Source organism: Sphingomonas hominis, from assembly GCF_013328205.1.
In the GTDB taxonomy this organism is placed as follows: Bacteria; Pseudomonadota; Alphaproteobacteria; order Sphingomonadales; family Sphingomonadaceae; genus Sphingomonas; species Sphingomonas hominis.
This window is the reverse complement of the sequence record NZ_JABULH010000001.1, coordinates 678,894-698,175: the sequence shown is the minus strand read 5'-3', so window position 1 is coordinate 698,175 and position 19,282 is coordinate 678,894. Positions and strand designations below refer to the sequence as shown.

Sequence of the window (19,282 nt, the reverse complement as noted above, 5' to 3'; positions counted from 1 at the left end):
CCACCTACCCGTGGCCCTGCCCTTCTCAGGGCAATGAAGCGCCTGCTCAGCCGGCCTTAGCGCCCCCCTGCATCGGCGCGACCGCGTCGCGGCCGAACTTCATGATCAGCTCGCCGATCTCGCGCGCCTGGTTCATCGATCGCTGCGATTGTTCACGCAGGTAATCGCCCTGGATGCGCATAACGTCGCTCAGATCCTTGGCCTGTGCCGCCGCACGCATCGCCGCGAAGGCTTCCTGCGCGTTCGCCTGCGCCTGATCGATCATCGCGACGCCGAGGCTGGAGGAATTGTCCGGCATCTTCTGCCCCGACGCGCGCATCGCCTCACCCGCGCCCTTGACCTGATCCTGGAAGCCACCCGCGTTCGCGCGATCGTCCGACATCATCTGCTCCTGTCCATCAGCGTGTTCTGATCGCCTCAACGGTGCGCGCGGGCGCGGGTTGCACGCCGCTATTTGCCGAAGCCGAACACGTCCTGGTGAAAACGCCCATCGGCAATCATCTGCTCGAGCCACGCCGAGCCCTGCGCGTGCTCGCCACCGACCTGTTGCATCCAGATGCGCACCAACGTGTCGCGCACCGCGGGCGCCATGTAGCGCCCGTCGCCGCACAAGAACACGCTCGCTCCTGCCTCCAGCGCGCGCCAAACCCGCTCCTGCTCGGCCCACAACGCATCCTGCACGAACCGCCACGGATGCGACGGTACCGCGGAAAAGGCGAGGTGCAGAACGACCAGCCCGCCGGCCTGCCAACGCTCCATTTCATCGCGGCAGAACCAGTCGTGATCGGGGTGGCGACAACCGAAGAACAGCAGATTGGTCGCGACCTGCGCGCCCGTCTCCGCTTGCGCCGCGCGTTCCTGCAGAAAGCCGCGCAGGGGCGCGAAGCCGGTGCCCGGGCCGATCAGGATCATCGGCTGCGTAGGGTCGGCGGGCGGCGCGAACGGCGGATTGGGTCGCCGCACATAGCCGAAGACGTGCTCGCCCGGCGCCAACGCCTTCATGTAATCGGAGGCGAAACCGCGATGCTCGCCCAGCCCAGACCAAGCCGGCGCCGCGATCGTGCCGACGATCAGGTCGGCGATGCGAGGCGAGACAAGCGGCGACGACGCGATCGAGTAGAACCGCGGCTGGATCGCGGGCGACCAGTCGATCAACTGGTCGAGCGTCACCGAGGCAGCCGGATGCCGCTCGATCAGGTCAAGCAGCGACACCCGCTTGTCGGCCACCTGCGCGTCGTAATCCGCCTCCAACGCTTCCAACGCAGCGACGGTATGCGGGCAGCGCGTCGCCCCGCGCAGCCCCGCAACCGCCCGCCGCGACGCCGCCTCCGACAATTCGACAAAGTCGGTCAGAAGTTGCTCCACCGTCACCGTCGCGCCGAGCGGTAGGTGCTTGAAGCGCCCGCCCTGCGCATCGACCCGCACCTGGCTCGCACCGTTCAAACCCAGCAGGTCGAGCGCGCGCGCGACCAGTTCGGGGCGGTTGCGCGCGTAGATCGCGACGTGATCGCCCGCGGCATAATGCTGCCCCTCGGGCAGGCGCACGCGGACCAGCCGCGTCGAGGAGCGCGGCGGCTCCTGCGCGAAGTCCCACAATCCATCGGCCGGGCGCACCAGTTCATCGTTGGCGACGATCTCCAGTCGCTGCGCATGTTCCGAGAGCGCACGCGCGCGCGTTTCGGCGGCGTCAACCGGCGCCAGCGACAGCGTCGCGGTGTTCGCGGCTGGCTCGGCAGTCGCGCCGAGCGCCTGCCATAGATCGCGCACGAACGCGGCAATTGCGCCTTCGAAGTCGCCCTGCCCGTCCGCTTCGCCACGCGGCACCAGCCGCTCGCCGCCTGCGCGCGCGATCGCCGCGTCGATCCGGTTCGGAAATGCCTGGAAGTTCGGCCACTGGCTGTTGCCGATCCCGAGCACCGCGTAACGCGCGCCCGACCAGTCCGCCCCATCGAACGCACCGGCGTCGAGCGCGCGCTCCACCTCGACCGCGCTATCGGGCGCGCGACCGTTGTAGGTCGCGGTGACGATCACAATCACCTTGTCATCGGGCGCCGCGCCGCCCTTGAAGCTCTCGTCCATCGACCGGACGATCACATCGAACCCGTCGGTGCGCGCGCGCTCGGCGATCTCTTCGGCCACATCGCGCGCGGTGCCGAGCGAGGTGCCGTAGAGCAGCACGAAGCGCTGCCCCGATCCCGCCAGCGCACCGACGTCGACCGCCGTGTCCGCCACCGCAGCCTCGCCCAGTTGCAACCGCTCATGGGCGCCGCGCAGCCGCACGCGCATCGTGAATTCATCGGGCTTGATCGACAGCGTTTCCTTGACGCGCAGCTTGTAGCTGTGCGGATCGCTGATCGCGAAGGAGCGCAGCATCATCGCAAGCGCGATCTTCGCCTCCACCATCGCGAACTGCCGCCCAATGCACGCGCGCTCGCCGTTGCCGAACGGCTTGTACGCGTGCGGGTGCCGCGCCGCCTCGGCCTCGGGCAACCAGCGGTCGATGTCGAACTCTTCCGGATCGTCCCACGCGCTCGCCGCACGGTGCAGGCCGGGGGTGAAGATGTTGACCGGGCGATCCTTGCGCATCCGCCAGCCGGGCTGGCCATCCTTAGCGCCAATCACCTGATCCTCGAACGGCGCGACGCTGAACGCGGGCGCGGTCGGCCACAGGCGCAGCGCTTCCTTCAGGATACGCTCGATCACCTCCAGGCGGGCGACATGCGTATAGTCGGGCCGCGTGTCGCCCGGCAGCACGCGGTCGACCTCGGCATAGGCCTGCGCCAGCACCGCGGGATTGCGCAGCAGATAGGTAAAGGCGAACGTCAACATCCCCGACGTCGTCTCGTGCCCCGCGATCAGGAAGGTCAGCACCTGATAACGAATGTTAAGATCGTCCAGCCCCTCGCCCGTCTCCGGATCGATCGCGGTCAGCATCAGATTGAGCAGGTCGCGGCCGTCTGTCGGATTGACCCGGCGGTCGGCGATGATCCCATCGACCAGCGCGTTCATCTCCGCGATGTCCGCCTCGTACTGCGCTGCCGCGCGCTTGGCGAAGCGCCGCTGAATTGGCATCCGCGTGATGACGTTCAGCGCCTCCGATAGCGCGCGCCCCAGCGCGACCAGGAAGCTGTCGAGCTCGTCGCGCTCGAACGAGTTGAAGCGGTGACCGAACCCCGCGATCGCGATCGAATCGAGCGTCAGCCGCGTCATGTCGTCCGCGACATGGACGTCGGTACCCGCCGCGCGCGTCCACTTGGCGACCAGCTGGTCGCACACCTCGACGATCATGTCGAAATAACCGCGCATCGCCCGGTGCGAGAAGGCGGGCAGAAGGATGCGGTGCGCCTTGCCCCAGTTCGGCTCCTCGCTGAACGCGGTGAACAGCCCGTCGCCCGCGAACTTGCGCACCACGCGCAGCGCCGGTCCCGGCATCTTGCGGAACCGCGTCTCATCCGACAGCTCGGCGACGAGATTGGGATCGGTGACGAAGATCGACACGCGGCTGCCGAAGCGCAGCTTGAAGATCCCCTGCGGCATGGCGCGGCTGACGCGTAGCAAATGGCCGATCAGGCCGGCGCGCGCGATCTGGTGCAGGTGGCCGATCACCGGCAGCGCCGCCGGCATCGGCACGGCTGCGGCCGCGGGTATGTCGTTGGGTTTGCTCGCCATGATCGCAGATGCTCCGTTGCGCGTGCGCGACCCTCAACACAGCGCCCGCAGTCGCGCAAGTTGCCGCGACGGCAGGCTGGCGGCGCGCGCGACCGGGCGGTAGAGCGGCCGAATGGTCCGTTTCCTGCCCACGCTGCTCGAACCTCTGGTCGCCGGCATCGCCGCCGCCGTCGGCGTGTCGCACCCGGCCGCCGCCGCGATGCAGAACCCGGCGACCGATCCTTCGTGCGCCAACGTCCGCGTGGCGATCTCGGCGGAGCTGTCGCACTGGAGCACGCGCACGCCGCTCACCACCGGTACCGCACCGCGCAACGCCCCCGTGCTCGGCATCGGCCGCGCCGCCGACCTGCGGCTCGCCCCCTTGAGCGCGGTGCAACCGCGGATCGCACCGGGCAAGGCGCCACCCGCGGGCAGCTACGCCGGGCTCGTCATGTTTCAGGTGCCACGCACCGGCACCTACCGCGTCGCGCTCGGGCAGAAGGCGTGGGTGGACGTGATCCGCGGCCGCGCCGGCGTCGCGTCGAGCGCGCACGCGATGGGGCCGCGCTGCACCGGCGTCGCCAAGCTGGTCGACTTTCCGCTGCGCCCCGGCCGCTACGTCATGCAGCTGACCGGCGCGCCGGTGCAGACCCTTCCCGCCACCATCGTTCGGGTGAAATAACATGATCCTGCCGTTTCTCGCGCTGCTCGCCCAGGCGACCACGCCCGCGCCGGTCAGCGCGCCCGCGTCTGCTGCGACGCCGACGTCCGCCGCTGCCACCAACCCCGCGCTCGCGCCGGTGAACGTCCGGCTCGACACCGCCGCCGGACCGATCGTGATCGCGGTCGATCGCGCGCACGCGCCGCTCACCGCCGCCAATTTCCTGCGCTACGTCGATGGCAAGAAGCTCGACGGCGTCGCCTTCTACCGCGCGGTGAAGGTCGGCGACGGCTACGGCCTCGCGCAGTTCGGCACCCGCAACGATCCCAAGCGCACGCTGCCGCCGGTCGCGTTCGAGCCGACCAGCAAGACCGGTCTCAGCCACGTCGACGGCGCGGTGTCGATGGCGATGGCGAAGCCGGGCACTGCCGCCGGCGACTTCTTCGTCGTCGTCGGCGACCTGAAATCAATGGACGCGCACGACAATGATCCGGGCTTCGCAGTATTCGGCCGCGTGGTCGAGGGCATGGACGTGATCCGCCGCATCCTCGCCTCCCCTACGTCGCCGACCGAGGGTGTGGGGGTGATGAAGGGGCAGATGCTCGCCCCGACGATCCGCATCACCAGCGCACGGCGACAGCCCTGAACCGCTGCGCCGCGCAGGCTCGTTACGTCGTTTCCTCTCAGGGCGTTACCCATTCGCCACATTGTCGCGCCGGGCATGATCCGGCATAGGTAGAATCGCGCGATGTCGCTCTCGCCCGCCTTTCTCGACGAACTGCGTGGCCGCACGCATTTGTCGGCGCTGGTAGGCAAAACGGTCAAGCTGACCCGCGCTGGCCGCGAGATGCGCGGCTGCTGCCCGTTCCACAACGAGAAGACGCCTAGCTTCTACGTCAACGACGAGAAGGGCTTCTATCACTGTTTCGGCTGCTCGGCGCACGGCGACGCGATCCGCTGGATGACCGATCACCAGGGCCTGCCCTTCATCGACGCGGTGAAGGAACTCGCCGCCACCGCCGGGCTCGAAGTACCGCAGGCCGACCCGCGCGCCGCGCAAAAGGCCGAGCGCGCCAAGTCGCTCCACGACGTGATGCAGGCCGCCGCCGACTGGTTCACTGCGCAGCTCGGCGGACTCGACGGCGCGGAAGCACGCGCCCTGCTCGACCGCCGGGGGGTAAGCACCGCGACGCAGCGCACTTTCGGCTTCGGCTACGCCCCCGACAGCCGCGGCAAGCTCCGCACCGCGCTGAAGGATTTCGGCGACGCGATGCTGGTCGAGGCCGGCCTGCTGATCCAGGTCGACAACAAGGAACCCTACGACCGTTTCCGCGGCCGGCTGATGATCCCGATCCGCGACCAGCGCGGGCGCGTGATCGCGTTCGGCGGCCGCATCATCGGAGACGGTGAGCCCAAATACCTCAACTCGCCCGACACCCCGCTATTCGACAAGGGCCGCACGCTCTACAATCTCGACCGCGCCTCGGCAGCGGCGCGCAAGGCCGATCGCGTATTCGTGGTCGAAGGTTACATGGACGCAGTCGCACTCGCACAAGGCGGCGTGGGTGAGGTCGTCGCACCGCTCGGCACTGCGCTCACCGAGGCGCAGTTGGAGCGGCTGTGGCGGATGGTCGACGTGCCCACCGTCTGCCTCGACGGCGACAGCGCAGGGCAGAAAGCCGCGATCCGTGCCGCGCACCGCGCGCTGCCGATGCTTGCGCCGGGGCGCAGCCTCAGCTTCGTAACGCTACCCGAGGGGCAGGACCCTGACGACCTGATGAAGTCGGGGGGTGTACGCGCGTTCGAGGCACTGGTGCGCGAGGCCGAGCCGCTGGTCGAGCGGCTGTGGAAGCACGAACTCGCCGCCGAACCGCTCGACACGCCCGAGCAGCGCGCCGGCTTGAAGCGCCGCCTGTCCGACCTCGCGAACACGATCGGCGATCCGAGCGTGAAGTCCGAATATGTCGCTGAATTCCGCCACCGCTTCGACCAGCAGTTCGCACGCGGGCGGCAAGGTGCGGGTGGCCTTCAACCACGTACTCCCTTCTTTCCCTATCAGCAGCGCCGCGCCGGGCAGAAATGGTCGCCGCCCCCCGCCCCCGTCACCGATGACGCCAAGGCGGTGCGCGCCGCCGGCGGGATCGACCGCGTGCTCGCAAAGGCCGTGCTAGCCGGCCTGATCCGACACCCGGCCGAGATCGCGACCCACATGGAAGTGCTCGGCAGCCTGAAGCTCGCCGACGGCGCGCTCGGTCGCCTGTTCGAGGCAGTGGTCGACGTGGCGCTCGAGGATCGGGCGCTTGATAGCCAGCGCCTCGTCACCATATTGGCGCGGTCCGGTTTCGAACAGGTCGCGTCCGATCTGCTGAGGGCCGATACGATGCCCTATTCGTTTACGCGCAAGTCGGCGGACGAGAACAAGGCGCGCGAGGACCTCGACGAGGCGATTGCGATCCTTGTCTCACGCCCGGAAGTGGATGCGGCACTCGCGGATGCAACGTCCGCGATGCAGGCGCATTTTACCGACGAAGCGTTTGAGCGGCAAGTGGCATTGGTGAACGAACAACGGGCGCTGGACGTGCGGCTTGCAAATCTCGTGCAGGCGAACGAAGACGCCCGCGCGCTAGGTACCGAGGACAATTGATGGCGAAGGCGAATATGGCGGAAGCACCCGAGGCTCAGGACAACGGGGATGCGCCGCTGATCGACTTGAACGACGCGAACATCAAGAAGGTGATCGCGCGCGCCAAGAAGCGTGGCTACATCACTTACGATCAGCTCAACGACGCGCTGCCGCAGGGTGAGATGTCGTCCGATCAGATCGAGGACATGACCTCGGCGCTGAACGAGATGGGCATCAACATCGTCGAGAACGACGAGCAGGGCGAGGAAGGCGAGACCGAGGAGCGTCAGGAGGACGACGAGGTCGAGGCCGCCGATGCCGACCAGGACAGTAGCGCGCCCGTCGTCGAGAAGAAGAAGGAAACCGTTGATCGCACCGACGATCCGGTTCGCATGTACCTGCGCGAGATGGGGGCGGTCGAGCTTCTGTCGCGCGAAGGCGAGATTGCGATCGCCAAGCGGATCGAGGCCGGTCGCGACACGATGATCCTGGGCCTGTGCGAGAGCCCGATCACCTTCAATGCCATCATCGACTGGTCGACCGCGCTCAACGAAGGCCAGATGCAGTTGCGCGAGATCCTCGATCTCGACGCGATGCTGTCCAAGGGTCCGTCGGCCGAGCAGGTCGAAGGCGCCGAGGACGACGACGGAGAGATCAGCGAGAAGACCGCCGGGACGACCTTCAAGGAAGAGGACGACGTCGCCGAGGAGCCTTCGGCCGATGAGGACGACGAATCGGGTGAGCCGCGTGCGCCTCGCCCCAGCGACGACGAAGATGAGGACAACACCCTCAGCCTCGCGCAGATGGAGGAAACGCTCAAGCCACAGGCGCTGGAGAAGTTCGCCAACATTACTGCGCTCTACAAGAAGTTCTCCAAGATGCAGGAGAACCGCTTGGGCGCGATGGGCGGCGGCAACGAGCTGTCGGGCGCGGACGAGCGCAAGTATCAGAAGCTGCGCGAAGAACTCACCGCCGAGGTCGAGAGCGTTCAGTTTCATCAGGCGAAGATCGAGTTTCTGGTCGACCAGCTCTACTCGTACAACCGCCGCCTGACCGCACTCGGCGGGCAGATGCTGCGCCTGGCCGAGCGCCACAAGGTCAGCCGCGCCGACTTCCTCAAGCGCTACATGGGTCACGAGCTAGACGACACGTTCCTGTCGACCGTCTCCGGGCTCGACAAGAAGTGGACCGCCTTCGCCACCAACGAGGGCGACGCCGTTGAGCGTATCCGCAGCGAGATTTCTGAAATTTCGCAGCAGACCGGCATGGGGCTCGCCGAGTTCCGCCGTATCGTCAACATGGTGCAAAAGGCGGAGCGCGAGGCGCGCATCGCCAAGAAGGAGATGGTCGAAGCCAACCTGCGCCTCGTGATCTCGATCGCGAAGAAGTACACCAATCGTGGATTGCAGTTCCTCGACCTGATTCAGGAAGGCAACATCGGCCTGATGAAGGCGGTGGACAAGTTCGAGTATCGCCGCGGCTATAAGTTCTCGACTTACGCGACTTGGTGGATCCGGCAGGCGATCACGCGCTCGATCGCCGACCAGGCGCGCACGATCCGCATCCCGGTCCATATGATCGAGACGATCAACAAACTGGTCCGCACCAGCCGCCAGTTCCTCCACGAGCAGGGCCGCGAGCCCACGCCCGAGGAGATGGCGGAGCGCCTGAGCATGCCGCTCGAAAAGGTGCGCAAGGTGATGAAGATCGCCAAGGAGCCGATCTCCCTCGAAACGCCGATCGGTGACGAGGAAGATAGCCACTTGGGCGATTTCATCGAGGACAAGAACGCGGTGATCCCGGTCGACGCGGCGATCCAGGCGAACCTCAAGGAAACGGTCACCCGCGTCCTCGCCTCGCTCACCCCGCGCGAGGAGCGCGTGCTGCGCATGCGCTTCGGCATCGGCATGAACACCGATCACACGCTGGAGGAGGTCGGCCAGCAATTCTCGGTCACGCGCGAGCGCATCCGCCAGATCGAGGCAAAGGCGCTCAGGAAGCTCAAGCACCCGAGCCGAAGCCGCAAGATGCGCAGCTTCCTCGACCAATAAGCAACACGGAGCCGGCAGGTTACAACCTTGTCGGCTCTTCTTTTCCGATCCCGAATGCCCGCCTCTTCGCGCCAAGACTGTCCATTCCGGAGCATCATTAACCGCTGATTCCGCCGTTCCGGACAAGCTCTGCGTATCTGCGACCATCAACATCGCGCTAACCTGCGCAAGTCATGGAAAACGGCTCACTACCCCAGCTCGGCCCTGACCAGCAGGTCACCGCCTCCGACCTCGTCCGCCACTTCGGCCTGTGGCAAGATCGCGCGGCGCGCGCTCCGGTCTACATCCATCATCGCGGCCGTCTGCGCCTCGTCCTGCTCTCGCTCGAGCTGATGGACTCGCTGTGCGCGCCTCACAGCACTGGCGTCACCGCGCTCGGCGGCTCGATCGCGCCGGTGATCGACGCGGTGGAGGACACGATCGTGTTGTTCGGCACCGACGCGCGCGTCACCCACGTCAACGCCGCCGCGCGGGTCAGACTGGGCGACAATGCGCAGCCGACTCGGCGCGCACGGCATCTGTCGCAGGCGAGCGGCCTGTTCCTCGAAGACAGCGTCACCCGCGTGCTCGACAGCGGCACCGCCGAAACCCTCGACCTCGTGCCCGACCGCTTCCCGCACCGCCGGCTTCACGCCCGAGTCGATCCGATCCCCGACGGATGCATCCTGATCGCGCGCGATGCCACCGCGCAGGAGGAAGCGCGCGCTCGGACCGCCGATCTGCGCGCGCTAGAACGCGCGATCGAGGTGTCGAACGTCGCCGCGCGCGCCCGCGTCAACCCGCGGGGTTACCTGGTCGAGCCCGACGCTGCACTGGCGCGCATGACCGGCACCACCGCCGAGCAACTCGCCACCGCCCGTTTCCTGACGCTGATCGCGGTCGGTGATCGGGCACGGGTCGGTGACATGATTGAATATGTCTCCGCCAACGCAGCGTCAGTCGGCACCCGCGCCAGCCTGCTCGTTCACGGTGCGACCGCGATGCCGGTCGCGCTCGGCCTCGCGCCCGTCGAACGCAGCGGCCGCGTCGAGGAGATCTGCGTTCTGCTCACGCCGATCGCGGCCTGACCTGCAACCTACCACCCCCATCCGCCAGTTTGCCGATATAAGAGAGCGCGGCGCTTGAGCCTCAAAGATCGCGCGGCAGCCGCACCAGCCGCGCAAACCAACGACCAAGCGAGCCATACACCCGACGGAACGACTCGGCCAAAGTCCTGCGATTCTCTGCGTAAACGCCGCCTTCACACTCGCGCGCTATCAAAACGGTATCGGGGGAGCAGGCATTGGACGTGGAGGCGGAGGCGCGAGTGGTTGTTGCACGAGGCGGAGCATTGGCGATCGGCGGGCGAACGATCGCGTCGCTCGTCGCCGGTGACGGTACCGCCGCGGTCCCGCACGCCGTTCTGCTCACCCGTCCCGTTGCGTCGATGCGTGACCTCGCCGACGCGGTGCACGCGCTCTGCACCGTGCACGGTGCGCCCGAACGGCGCGCACCACAGCTCGCGATCGCCGATCCCGCGCTCCAGCATTGGATGTCGCGCATCTCCGCGGTCCGCGCGGACGAGCGCGCGCTGATCGCGCGCCTCGCCGCCGATGTCGGACCCAGCCCCTCGACCCCCGGCCACGCCGCGGCCGAGGCCGCCCTGCTGACGCAGCGCCAGGTACTCGACCGGCTCGCCAATTCCGATCGCGCCGGTTGCGCGCTGGGCGCGGCGGTCGCGTTGACGCTCGACTGGGTGGCGGTCCGCGCCGTGCTCGATAATGCCGCGCGACGGTTGTTCGGCACGTGGACGAACGGAACCGACGATATCGCGCGGCAGATCGAGGCGCTGCTGGCGCAAGCCACGCTGCCGGTATCGATCGAGCGCGCCATGCTGTTCGGCGCCGAGCAATTGCTCGCGCAGCACCGCGGCCTGTGGCACCTGCTCGAGGCCCGTGCCTCCGCGCGCGATCGCGAGTAAGTCGCCCGCTTGCATCCCGCCGCGCGCGTCCGCTATCCCGGTCACCACACGACACAGGAGCGGATCGTTCATGCAGCGCTTTCAGGGAACGCAGAACTACGTCGCGACCGACGATCTGAAGGTCGCGGTCAACGCCGCGGTCACGCTGCGCCGCCCGCTGCTGGTCAAGGGTGAGCCCGGCACCGGCAAGACCGTGCTTGCGCACGAGATCGCCAAGGCGGCGAACGCCGAGCTGATCGAGTGGAACGTTAAATCCACCACTAAGGCGCAGCAGGGCCTCTACGAATATGATGCGGTCGCGCGCCTGCGCGACGGACAGCTCGGCGACGAGCGCGTTCACGACATCGCCAACTACATCCGCCGCGGCAAATTGTGGGAGGCGTTCACCCGCCCGTCCCCGCCGGTCCTCCTGATCGACGAGATCGACAAGGCCGATATCGAGTTCCCGAACGACCTGCTCCAGGAACTCGATCGCATGGAGTTCCACGTCTACGAGACGAAGGAGACGGTGCGCGCGGTCGAGCGCCCGATCGTCGTCATCACCTCGAACAACGAAAAGGAGCTGCCCGACGCGTTCCTGCGCCGCTGCTTCTTCCATTATATCAAATTCCCCGACCGTGACACGATGCAGGCGATCGTCGACGTCCACTTCCCCGGTATCCAGAAGATGCTGGTGAGCCGCGCGATGGACATCTTCTACGACGTCCGCGAGGTGCCAGGCCTCAAGAAGAAGCCTTCGACCAGCGAGCTGCTCGACTGGCTCCGCCTGCTGCTGCACGAGGACATGCCGCTCGATGTGCTGCAGAACCGCGACCCGACCAAGGCGATCCCGCCGCTGCACGGCGCGCTGCTCAAGAACGAGCAGGACGTGATGCTGTTCGAACGCCTCGCCTTCATGGCGCGGCGACAGACGAACAAGGGCTGAAACGGCCGCTTTCCCTGATCTCGATCGCCTGCTAGCCGCGCTCCTTCACTGGGCGCGGCGGGGATTGGATGATCGAGAGCGGAACGAGCGTCGCGGGGGTCGATGCGCGCGATTGGGGTCTGCCTTCCGCGACCGCGCTACGCATCGAACTGCCCGCGCCCGATCTGCGCGGCTTCTTCACCAATTATCACGTGCTCGATTCGGATGCGCAGGTTCATGCCGGCGCCGTCAGTTATCCGCTGCCATCCTGGCCGATGATCCGGATCGCGCTGACGCGCGGTCCAATCTCGGTGCGGCTAGGCCCGCGCTGCTACGATCCGCTGCCTGCCGCCGCGCTCTACGGCACCACGACGCGTGCGATGCAGACGACCACGCACGGTGGCGTCACGGTCGGCATCGGCATCACGCCGCTCGGCTGGTCGCGGCTGTTCACCATCTCGGCCGCGGCGGTTCGCGATCAGGTCGTGTCGCTCTCGACATTGTTGCCCGCCCCCGCGGTCGACGCCTTGGTTGAACAGTTGCGCGCCGCGGACCTGACCACCGACTTTGCCGCGATCCTCGACTCGTTCCTGCGCGCGCACCTCCTGCCCCCGACGCCGCACGAGGACGTGATCCGCGGTCTCGAAGCCCTGATCGCCGACGAGCAGACCGAAGACATCGCCTCGGCCAGCGAGCATCTCGGCCTGACGCCCGCAGCGCTCAGGCGACTGTCGATCCGCTTCTTCGGTTACCCGCCCAAGTTGCTGCTGGTTCGCGCGCGGTTCATGCGATCGCTGCTGCGCATGATGCTCGCCGATGGCGCCGATTACAGCAACATCGCGCCGACCTATTTCGACAAGTCGCACTTTCTGCGCGATGCCAGGCGGTTTCTCGACACCACGCCCCGGCGCTTTCTGCAACGCAACAACCCTTATGTGCGCGCGATCATGCGCGCGCGTCGCGACGTCGCGCGGGCGGCGGCCAGGATGGCAGAACACGGGTAACGCCGCGCTAACCATGCCCGTCAAACGCGTCCTTACAATAAGCGCGATACCAAAGGGTCATGGTTCGCGTTCCCCCCACGTGCATCGCTCTGGCTACCGCGCTCGCTGCCCTGGTCGCATCGGCGCCGGCCTCTGCCACCCTGCTCGATTATGTCGGCCAGTGCGTGCCGTTCGCGCGCGCCGCCTCGGGCATCCAGATCTACGGTGACGCCTGGACGTGGTGGGATCAGGCAGACGGTCGTTACAAGCGTGGCCACACGCCCAAGGTCGGCGCGGTGATCGTCTTCTCCAAGACAAACCAGCTCCGTCTGGGCCATGTCGCGGTGGTCAGCCGCGTGGTCGAGGACCGCGTGCTGATGCTCACCCACGCCAATTGGTCGCGTCAGAACGGCGAGCGCGGCCACGCCGAGCAGGACGTGACGCTCTACGACGTGTCCGACGACAATGACTGGAGCCGGGTCAAGGTCTGGTACAAGGATTCGGACGGCCTCGGCGGCAGCATCTATCCGGTTAAGGGCTTCATCTACGGCACCGGTGACACCGCGCGCGAGCTGACCGGGCGTAATCCCGATTTCGTCGGCGCGCTGATCGACGCCTATGTGCCGGGCGCGGGTGGGCACTGACCTGAACGGGCGCGCGTAAACCGCGCTCGACACCAATGTCCGCGCGCGGCATCATCGTACGCATGTTTCTCCACTTCCTCGACGAGCTCCGCGCTGCCGGCATCCCGGCCAGCATGAAGGAGCATCTGATCCTGCTCGAAGCGCTCAACGCCGAGGTGATCGAGCGCAATCCGGAGGAATTCTACTACCTCTCGCGCGCGGTCTACGTGAAGGACGAGGGACTGCTCGACAAGTTCGACCAGGTCTTCGCCAAGGTGTTCAAGGGGCTGGAAACCAGCTTCGCGACGAACGAGGCGGAGGTCCCCGCCGATTGGCTCAAGGCGGTAGCGGAGAAGTATCTCAGCCCCGAGGAGATGGAAGCGATCAAGTCGCTCGGCTCCTGGGACGAGATCATGGAAACGCTCAAGAAGCGGCTGGAAGAACAGGAAAAGCGCCACCAGGGCGGCAACAAGTGGATCGGCACCGGCGGCACCAGCCCTTACGGTAATTCGGGCTACAACCCCGAAGGCGTTCGCATCGGCGGCGAGAGCAAGCACAAGCGCGCGCTAAAGGTCTGGGACCAGCGCGAGTTCAAGAACCTCGACAGCACGCGCGAGCTCGGCACCCGCAACATCAAGATCGCGCTGCGGCGACTACGCAAGTTCGCGCGCGAGGGCGCGCTCGACGAGCTCGACATCGATGCCACGATCGCCGGCACCGCGCGGCAGGGCTGGCTCGACGTCCACATGCGCGCCGAGCGCCGCAATGCGGTCAAGCTGCTGCTGTTCCTCGACGTCGGGGGCTCGATGGACCCGTTCATCAAGCTGTGCGAGGAACTGTTCTCCGCCGCGACGACCGAATTCAAGAACCTCGAATTCTTCTACTTTCACAATTGCCCGTACGAGGGCGTGTGGAAAGACAACAAGCGCCGCTTCGCCGAGCGCACGCCGATGTGGGACGTGCTCCACAAATTTCCGCACGACTACAAACTGATCTTCGTCGGTGACGCCGCGATGAGCCCGTACGAGATCACGCATCCCGGCGGCTCAGTCGAGCATTTCAATGAGGAAGCAGGTGCCGTGTGGATGCAACGCCTCACCACCACCTACCCCGCGGCGGTGTGGCTCAACCCCACGCCTAAGGCGCAATGGGGCTATTCGCAGTCGACCAAGATCATCCGCGAGCTGATCGCCGACCGGATGTACCCGCTGACCCTCGACGGGCTGGACGAAGCGATGCGCGAACTGACGCGCAAGCGGTGACGAGCATCGCAGCCAAGGAAGGCTGCCCCCTTCTTACGTCACCCTGAACTCGTTTCAGGGTCCATCCCGCCACGTCACGCCCCGTCCAGACCGACACCCGATTGCGCACCGCTCGGCGCAATCCCGCACATCGGCGCACACGGCGACAGCCTCGACCCATCCCGCCGCCATACGTCCGACCACAGCTTTCCGTTCGGCGACGAATGACCTATCGCATCCGCCGGCGCGCTCTGCTGTTCTACAGCCGCGAACGCAGCCATACCGTCCGCGCTCTTTCTCACCTCAGCTTGAGCGGCCCGCGTGCCTGCGCCTCAGGCCGCCACCTCGGCGGCGTTCTGCTCCCACCGAAGCCAACCGCAACAACCCGCGTTGGTGTGACCTTCGCGTGACCTTCCGCGGCTCAGCGATACCCGCGCCAGATCCGCAGCCGCTGCCCCGCCGGTGCGCCGCCACCCTGCTCAGCGTCACACGCCACGTAACGGAAGCGCGTGTCGGTGCAGAGCCACAGCTCATCGAGCCAACCCGCCTTCTTGGTCGTCACGCGCACCGACCCCGCCGGCAACCGGTTCACGGAAGCGAACTGTCGCGCGAACGAACCGACCGTCAGCGGTCGCCGCGACAGCGCATCCATGTCGGGAAAACGCAACCGCTCGAACATCGCGGTCGAGCGCGCGAAATATGCTTGCGGCGACGTGCCCGGCATGCACGTCCCGTGCTTCGCCCATTCATGCTGCATCAACTGCGGCGACGGCGTCGCGCACAGATGCTGGCGGATCAGCGCGGTCGGCAGGATCGGCGTCGCCTGGCAATATTGCGGCCATTGCTTGCCCGTACCGTCGGGCCACAGCCCGTGCAGCACGAATCCGAAGTCGTTCCCGCCGCCGCATTGCAGATCGCTGCGCCCGCCGCGATCGCTGCTGCGCGACCGGCAATATTCCGGGCTCCAGCTGATCGCCAGCGTGTAGCTGCCGATCGGCAGTCGGCGCACCGGCTGGCTCGCCGACGGCAGGTCGGCACGCGGCCGCTCGATCGTGGAGGGTATGCGGCACGCATTGGCCTGCGCACTCGCCACCGCGGGCACCAGCGCGGCGACACCCGCCATCGCCACCAACCACGAATGGCTCATTCGACCTCTCCCACTACGTCCTCGCCGAACCATGCGCGCGCATCGGTCCGGAACAGCAGCGCCGCCGCCGCGACGCTCAACCCCGTCGTGACCAGCGCCAGGATGAGCGAGGTCGCACTCAGCGCACCCTGCAACGCGGCGGGCAAATTGAGCAGCAGACGCAGCACCGACAGGCCGGCGAACACCACCACGATCCACTTCGCCACCACGCTCGCGCGTCTCGCGGTGAAGAACCACAGCAGCAGCGACACTGCGACATTCAGCACAAGCATCACGCTCAACATCCAGCCGAACGCCGCCGTCTGCGGATTGGCGGCGAGCCTCGCCTCCATCAACGGCCACTCGACGAACCAAGAGATCAGCGAGGCTGCCAGGCTCGCGAGGTAGAATTGCTCGAACCGTACGATCGACGCTGGTCGCTGCATCCGCTCCCTTTCCATGTTCCGCCCGCCTCACACCAACACGAAGTCGAGGCCGATATCGGCGGCCGGTGCCGACTGCGTGATACGTCCGACGCTGACGAAGTCGACCCCGCTCTCGGCGATCGCGCGGATCGTCTCCAGCGTGACCCCGCCCGACGCCTCGGTCGGCACGCGTCCGCCGACCAGCGTCACCGCGCCGCGCAAGGTGGCGGGCGCCATGTTGTCGAGCAGCAGGTGCGTCGCACCCGCGGCGAGCGCAGGCTCGATCTGGTCGACCCGGTCGACCTCGACGATGATCCGCGCGACCCCCGCCGCCTTGGCGCGCGCCGCGGCCTCCGCAACGCCGCCCGCCACTGCGACGTGATTGTCCTTGATCATCGCCGCGTCCCACAGCCCCATGCGATGGTTGGTCGCCCCACCCATCCGGGTCGCGTATTTTTCCAGCCGCCGCAGTCCCGGGATCGTCTTGCGCGTGTCGAGCAACGTCGCGCCGGTGCCCGTGATCGCGTCGACATAGGCGCGTGTCAGCGTCGCAATCCCCGACAGATGCTGCACCGTGTTGAGCGCCGACCGCTCCGCCGTCAGCAGCGCGCGCGCATTCCCCTCGACGCGCATCAGCTTGGCCCCCTTACCCACCCGGTCACCGTCGGCAACGAGCGACTCGACCTCGGCATCGGGATCGAGCCGACGGAAGAACGCCGCCGCAATCTCCAGCCCCGCCACCGTGATCGCATCACGGCTGTCCATCACGGCGGCAAATCGAGCTTCGGCCGGGATCACCGCGGCGGAGGTGACGTCCCCGCCCTCCCCCAGATCCTCCGCCAGCGTCGCCGATACGAATGCATCGAGATCAAAGCCGTCGAGCACGAACGTCACGGCAGCACCTCGGTCGGCTCCACGCCCCACAGACGGTTGGTCTCGATCCATCCGGCCTGTCCTTTGACATCGAAACGGCACCAGCCCGACTGGCATTGGCTCAACCGCCCGACCACGCCCGGCGCCGCGCGCCACAGCAGCTTTCCTCCGCCGCGCCGTTCATGCATCGCGGCCGGCACGTCGCCTTGCACGATTGCGGTGCGGGTGCTGCTCACCAGCGTGCCGAGGAACCAGCCTTGCGTGCCGCTCGGGTCCTCGATCTTGCGCCATTCCTTGAACGTGTCGACCACGCGCACCGGCAGGTCGGCGCGGACGTACAGCCAGGTCGCGGGATACGTCCGCCCTGGTCCGCTGCGCATCCGCGCCTTGGCCGGCGCGATCGAGGCGTAATAAGGCGGCTTCTGCTTCGGCTCGGCGGCGTGCGCGGCCGTCACGAGCTCCAGCGCGGCGAACGCCCCGACGATGCCGAACCTCAAACGCATCCGCACTCACTCCACCCTCGACCGGCACGCCCTGTCGGACCGGCTCGACGTGGCTCCACCTTGCCCGGTGGCGCCGCTGCCTTCAACCATTGTCCCGTCCGAAAGCGTCGGCCGCTTGGTAGCCGTTGACGATACGCCATCGCTGCGCCAAGCCACCGTCATGCCCGACACGCGCCGTGTTGCTCAACCAAAGGTGGTCGTCACCCGCGAACTGCCCGACACCGTGATGACACGGCTGGAGGCGCTGTTCGACACCACCAACAACCGCGGCGACGAGCCGATGACGCGCGCACAACTCGCTGACGCCATGGCCGACTGCGACGTGCTGGTTCCCGCGGTCACCGACACGATCGACGCCGACCTGCTCGCCAGCGCGGGCGAGCGGTTGCGGCTGATCGCCAATTTCGGCGCCGGCGTGAACCATATCGATCTGAAGGCGGCACGCGCGCGGCGGATCATCGTCACCAACACGCCCGGCGTCCTGACCGAAGACACTGCCGACATGACAATGGCGCTGATCGTCTCGGTCCCGCGGCGGCTCGCCGAGGGGGAAAAGCTCGTGCGATCGGGCGAGTGGAACGGGTGGAGCCCTGGCGGGATGCTCGGCTACCGCATCGGGGGCAAGGCGCTCGGCATCGTCGGCATGGGGCGGATCGGGCAAGCGGTGGCGCGGCGCGCGCGGGCGTTCGGGTTGTCGATCCACTACCACAATCGCCATCGGCTGCCGAAGGTGCTGGAGGGCGAGCTCGGCGCGGAGTGGCACCCGAACCTCGACGAGATGCTGGGCACGATCGACATCCTGACGCTTCACACGCCGCTCAACGCCGATAGCCGCGACCTGATCGACGCCCGCCGAATTGCGCTGCTGCGCCCACACGTGTTCGTCATCAACGCCAGCCGCGGCGGCATCCTCGACGAGGATGCGCTGGTCGATGCGCTGGAGAACAAGCGGCTCGCGGGCGCGGGGCTCGACGTGTGGCAGCACGAACCGCGCATCGACCCGCGGCTGCTCGCGCTGCCCAACGTCGTTATGACCCCGCATATGGGCTCGGCTACCTATGAGGGACGGGTAGCGAGCGGCGACAAGGTGATCGCCAACATTCGCATGTGGGCCGACGGCCACCGCCCGCCCGATCAGGTACTCGAAGGCTGGGCCTGACGATCAATCTCCGGCGCAGCGTCTGCGGCTGAACAGCAACGCGTTGGTCACGTGGACAACCTCCCGCTACGCACGAGCGGCGTGATGATCAAGGCTTGCGCGGTAAACCATCGAGGAGCTCAGCTTGAGGAATCATCGTGCTCACCGCCACGCGCGACCCTGCTATGTGGACAGTGTGACGCGGCGGAGATGATTGTCGCGGCCGTGACGAAGCATTGCCCGCGGGAACATCGCGCGGCACGCGTCATTCACCCGGCTCCCCCAACGAACCGGAGCCATTCCATGCGCATCGCCCTCACCGCCGTCCTCGGCCTCGCTGCCCTTTCCACCTCGGCCTGCTCGACGCTCAAGGGCGCCGCAATCGGCGGAGCGGGTGGCGCCGGCGTCGCCGCCGCAACGGGCGGCAATGTCGAGAAAGGCGCGGCGGTCGGTGGCGCCGGTGGTGCGGTGGTCGGCACCGTCGTCGACTGATCCGGGCGGGGCCGCGCTCTCGGGCGCGGTC

General features: G+C 67.2%; 18 protein-coding genes. 12 read left to right on the top strand and 6 right to left on the bottom strand.

Annotated features, from left to right (window positions below):
* Nucleotides 1–46: 46 nt before the first annotated feature.
* Nucleotides 47–385: a phasin family protein gene (locus tag HRV97_RS03585; RefSeq protein WP_246248493.1), complete on the bottom strand. Its 339-nt coding sequence runs from the start codon at nucleotides 383–385 to the stop codon at nucleotides 47–49.
* A 65-nt stretch (nucleotides 386–450) separates the two neighbouring features.
* Complete coding sequence (locus HRV97_RS03580; RefSeq protein ID WP_174192285.1) at nucleotides 451–3,669, bottom strand: bifunctional cytochrome P450/NADPH--P450 reductase; 3,219 nt, start codon at nucleotides 3,667–3,669, stop codon at nucleotides 451–453.
* A 112-nt stretch (nucleotides 3,670–3,781) separates the two neighbouring features.
* Here HRV97_RS03580 and HRV97_RS03575 point away from each other — a divergent pair, with 112 nt between their 5' ends.
* From HRV97_RS03575 to HRV97_RS03530, 10 genes are all read left to right on the top strand, one after another.
* A complete protein-coding gene (locus HRV97_RS03575; RefSeq protein WP_174192284.1) occupies nucleotides 3,782–4,330 on the top strand; it encodes a hypothetical protein in 549 nt (182 codons plus the stop codon).
* A 1-nt stretch (nucleotide 4,331) separates the two neighbouring features.
* Nucleotides 4,332–4,955, top strand: a complete 624-nt coding sequence (locus tag HRV97_RS03570; RefSeq protein WP_174192283.1) for a peptidylprolyl isomerase — start codon at nucleotides 4,332–4,334, stop codon at nucleotides 4,953–4,955.
* Between the two features lie 102 nt (nucleotides 4,956–5,057).
* The gene (dnaG, locus tag HRV97_RS03565) at nucleotides 5,058–6,953 is read left to right on the top strand and encodes a DNA primase (RefSeq protein ID WP_174192282.1); all 1,896 of its coding nucleotides are present in this window, start codon (nucleotides 5,058–5,060) and stop codon (nucleotides 6,951–6,953) included.
* Nucleotides 6,953–8,983, top strand: a complete 2,031-nt coding sequence (rpoD, locus tag HRV97_RS03560; RefSeq protein ID WP_174192281.1) for an RNA polymerase sigma factor RpoD — start codon at nucleotides 6,953–6,955, stop codon at nucleotides 8,981–8,983. Before dnaG ends, rpoD begins: the two co-directional genes overlap by 1 nt.
* A gap of 173 nt (nucleotides 8,984–9,156) precedes the next feature.
* Complete coding sequence (locus HRV97_RS03555; protein WP_174192280.1) at nucleotides 9,157–10,050, top strand: hypothetical protein; 894 nt, start codon at nucleotides 9,157–9,159, stop codon at nucleotides 10,048–10,050.
* A 239-nt stretch (nucleotides 10,051–10,289) separates the two neighbouring features.
* Nucleotides 10,290–10,943 carry a DUF6975 family protein gene (locus HRV97_RS03550; RefSeq protein ID WP_174192279.1) on the top strand — a complete coding sequence of 218 codons (654 nt, stop codon included), beginning with the start codon at nucleotides 10,290–10,292 and terminating at the stop codon, nucleotides 10,941–10,943.
* A 70-nt stretch (nucleotides 10,944–11,013) separates the two neighbouring features.
* A complete protein-coding gene (locus HRV97_RS03545) occupies nucleotides 11,014–11,868 on the top strand; it encodes an AAA family ATPase (protein ID WP_174192278.1) in 855 nt (284 codons plus the stop codon).
* Nucleotides 11,869–11,936: 68 nt separating this feature from the next.
* Nucleotides 11,937–12,851 (top strand): helix-turn-helix domain-containing protein, encoded by a 915-nt coding sequence (locus tag HRV97_RS03540; protein ID WP_174192277.1) that lies wholly within the window; start codon nucleotides 11,937–11,939, stop codon nucleotides 12,849–12,851.
* Nucleotides 12,852–12,910: 59 nt separating this feature from the next.
* Nucleotides 12,911–13,474: a CHAP domain-containing protein gene (locus tag HRV97_RS03535; protein ID WP_174192276.1), complete on the top strand. Its 564-nt coding sequence runs from the start codon at nucleotides 12,911–12,913 to the stop codon at nucleotides 13,472–13,474.
* A gap of 62 nt (nucleotides 13,475–13,536) precedes the next feature.
* Entirely contained in the window at nucleotides 13,537–14,715 is a 1,179-nt protein-coding gene (locus HRV97_RS03530) for a vWA domain-containing protein (RefSeq protein WP_174192690.1), read from the top strand.
* A gap of 400 nt (nucleotides 14,716–15,115) precedes the next feature.
* Here HRV97_RS03530 and HRV97_RS03525 read toward each other — a convergent pair whose 3' ends face one another.
* Genes HRV97_RS03525 through HRV97_RS03510 form a run of 4 tightly spaced genes read right to left on the bottom strand, consistent with a single transcriptional unit; the run spans nucleotide 15,116 to nucleotide 17,621 of the window.
* Nucleotides 15,116–15,841, bottom strand: coding sequence for a ribonuclease T2 family protein (locus HRV97_RS03525; protein ID WP_174192275.1), 726 nt, complete (start codon nucleotides 15,839–15,841; stop codon nucleotides 15,116–15,118).
* Complete coding sequence (locus tag HRV97_RS03520) at nucleotides 15,838–16,266, bottom strand: hypothetical protein (RefSeq protein WP_174192274.1); 429 nt, start codon at nucleotides 16,264–16,266, stop codon at nucleotides 15,838–15,840. The genes HRV97_RS03525 and HRV97_RS03520 overlap by 4 nt, the downstream gene beginning before the upstream one ends.
* 27 nt (nucleotides 16,267–16,293) lie before the next feature.
* Complete coding sequence (gene nadC, locus HRV97_RS03515) at nucleotides 16,294–17,139, bottom strand: carboxylating nicotinate-nucleotide diphosphorylase (protein ID WP_174192273.1); 846 nt, start codon at nucleotides 17,137–17,139, stop codon at nucleotides 16,294–16,296.
* Nucleotides 17,136–17,621 (bottom strand): SH3 domain-containing protein, encoded by a 486-nt coding sequence (locus HRV97_RS03510; protein WP_174192272.1) that lies wholly within the window; start codon nucleotides 17,619–17,621, stop codon nucleotides 17,136–17,138. Before HRV97_RS03510 ends, nadC begins: the two co-directional genes overlap by 4 nt.
* Before the next feature lie 160 nt (nucleotides 17,622–17,781).
* Here HRV97_RS03510 and HRV97_RS03505 point away from each other — a divergent pair, with 160 nt between their 5' ends.
* A complete protein-coding gene (locus HRV97_RS03505; protein WP_174192688.1) occupies nucleotides 17,782–18,780 on the top strand; it encodes a 2-hydroxyacid dehydrogenase in 999 nt (332 codons plus the stop codon).
* Nucleotides 18,781–19,062: 282 nt separating this feature from the next.
* A complete protein-coding gene (locus HRV97_RS03500; RefSeq protein WP_174192271.1) occupies nucleotides 19,063–19,251 on the top strand; it encodes a hypothetical protein in 189 nt (62 codons plus the stop codon).
* The last annotated feature ends 31 nt before the right edge of the window (nucleotides 19,252–19,282 follow it).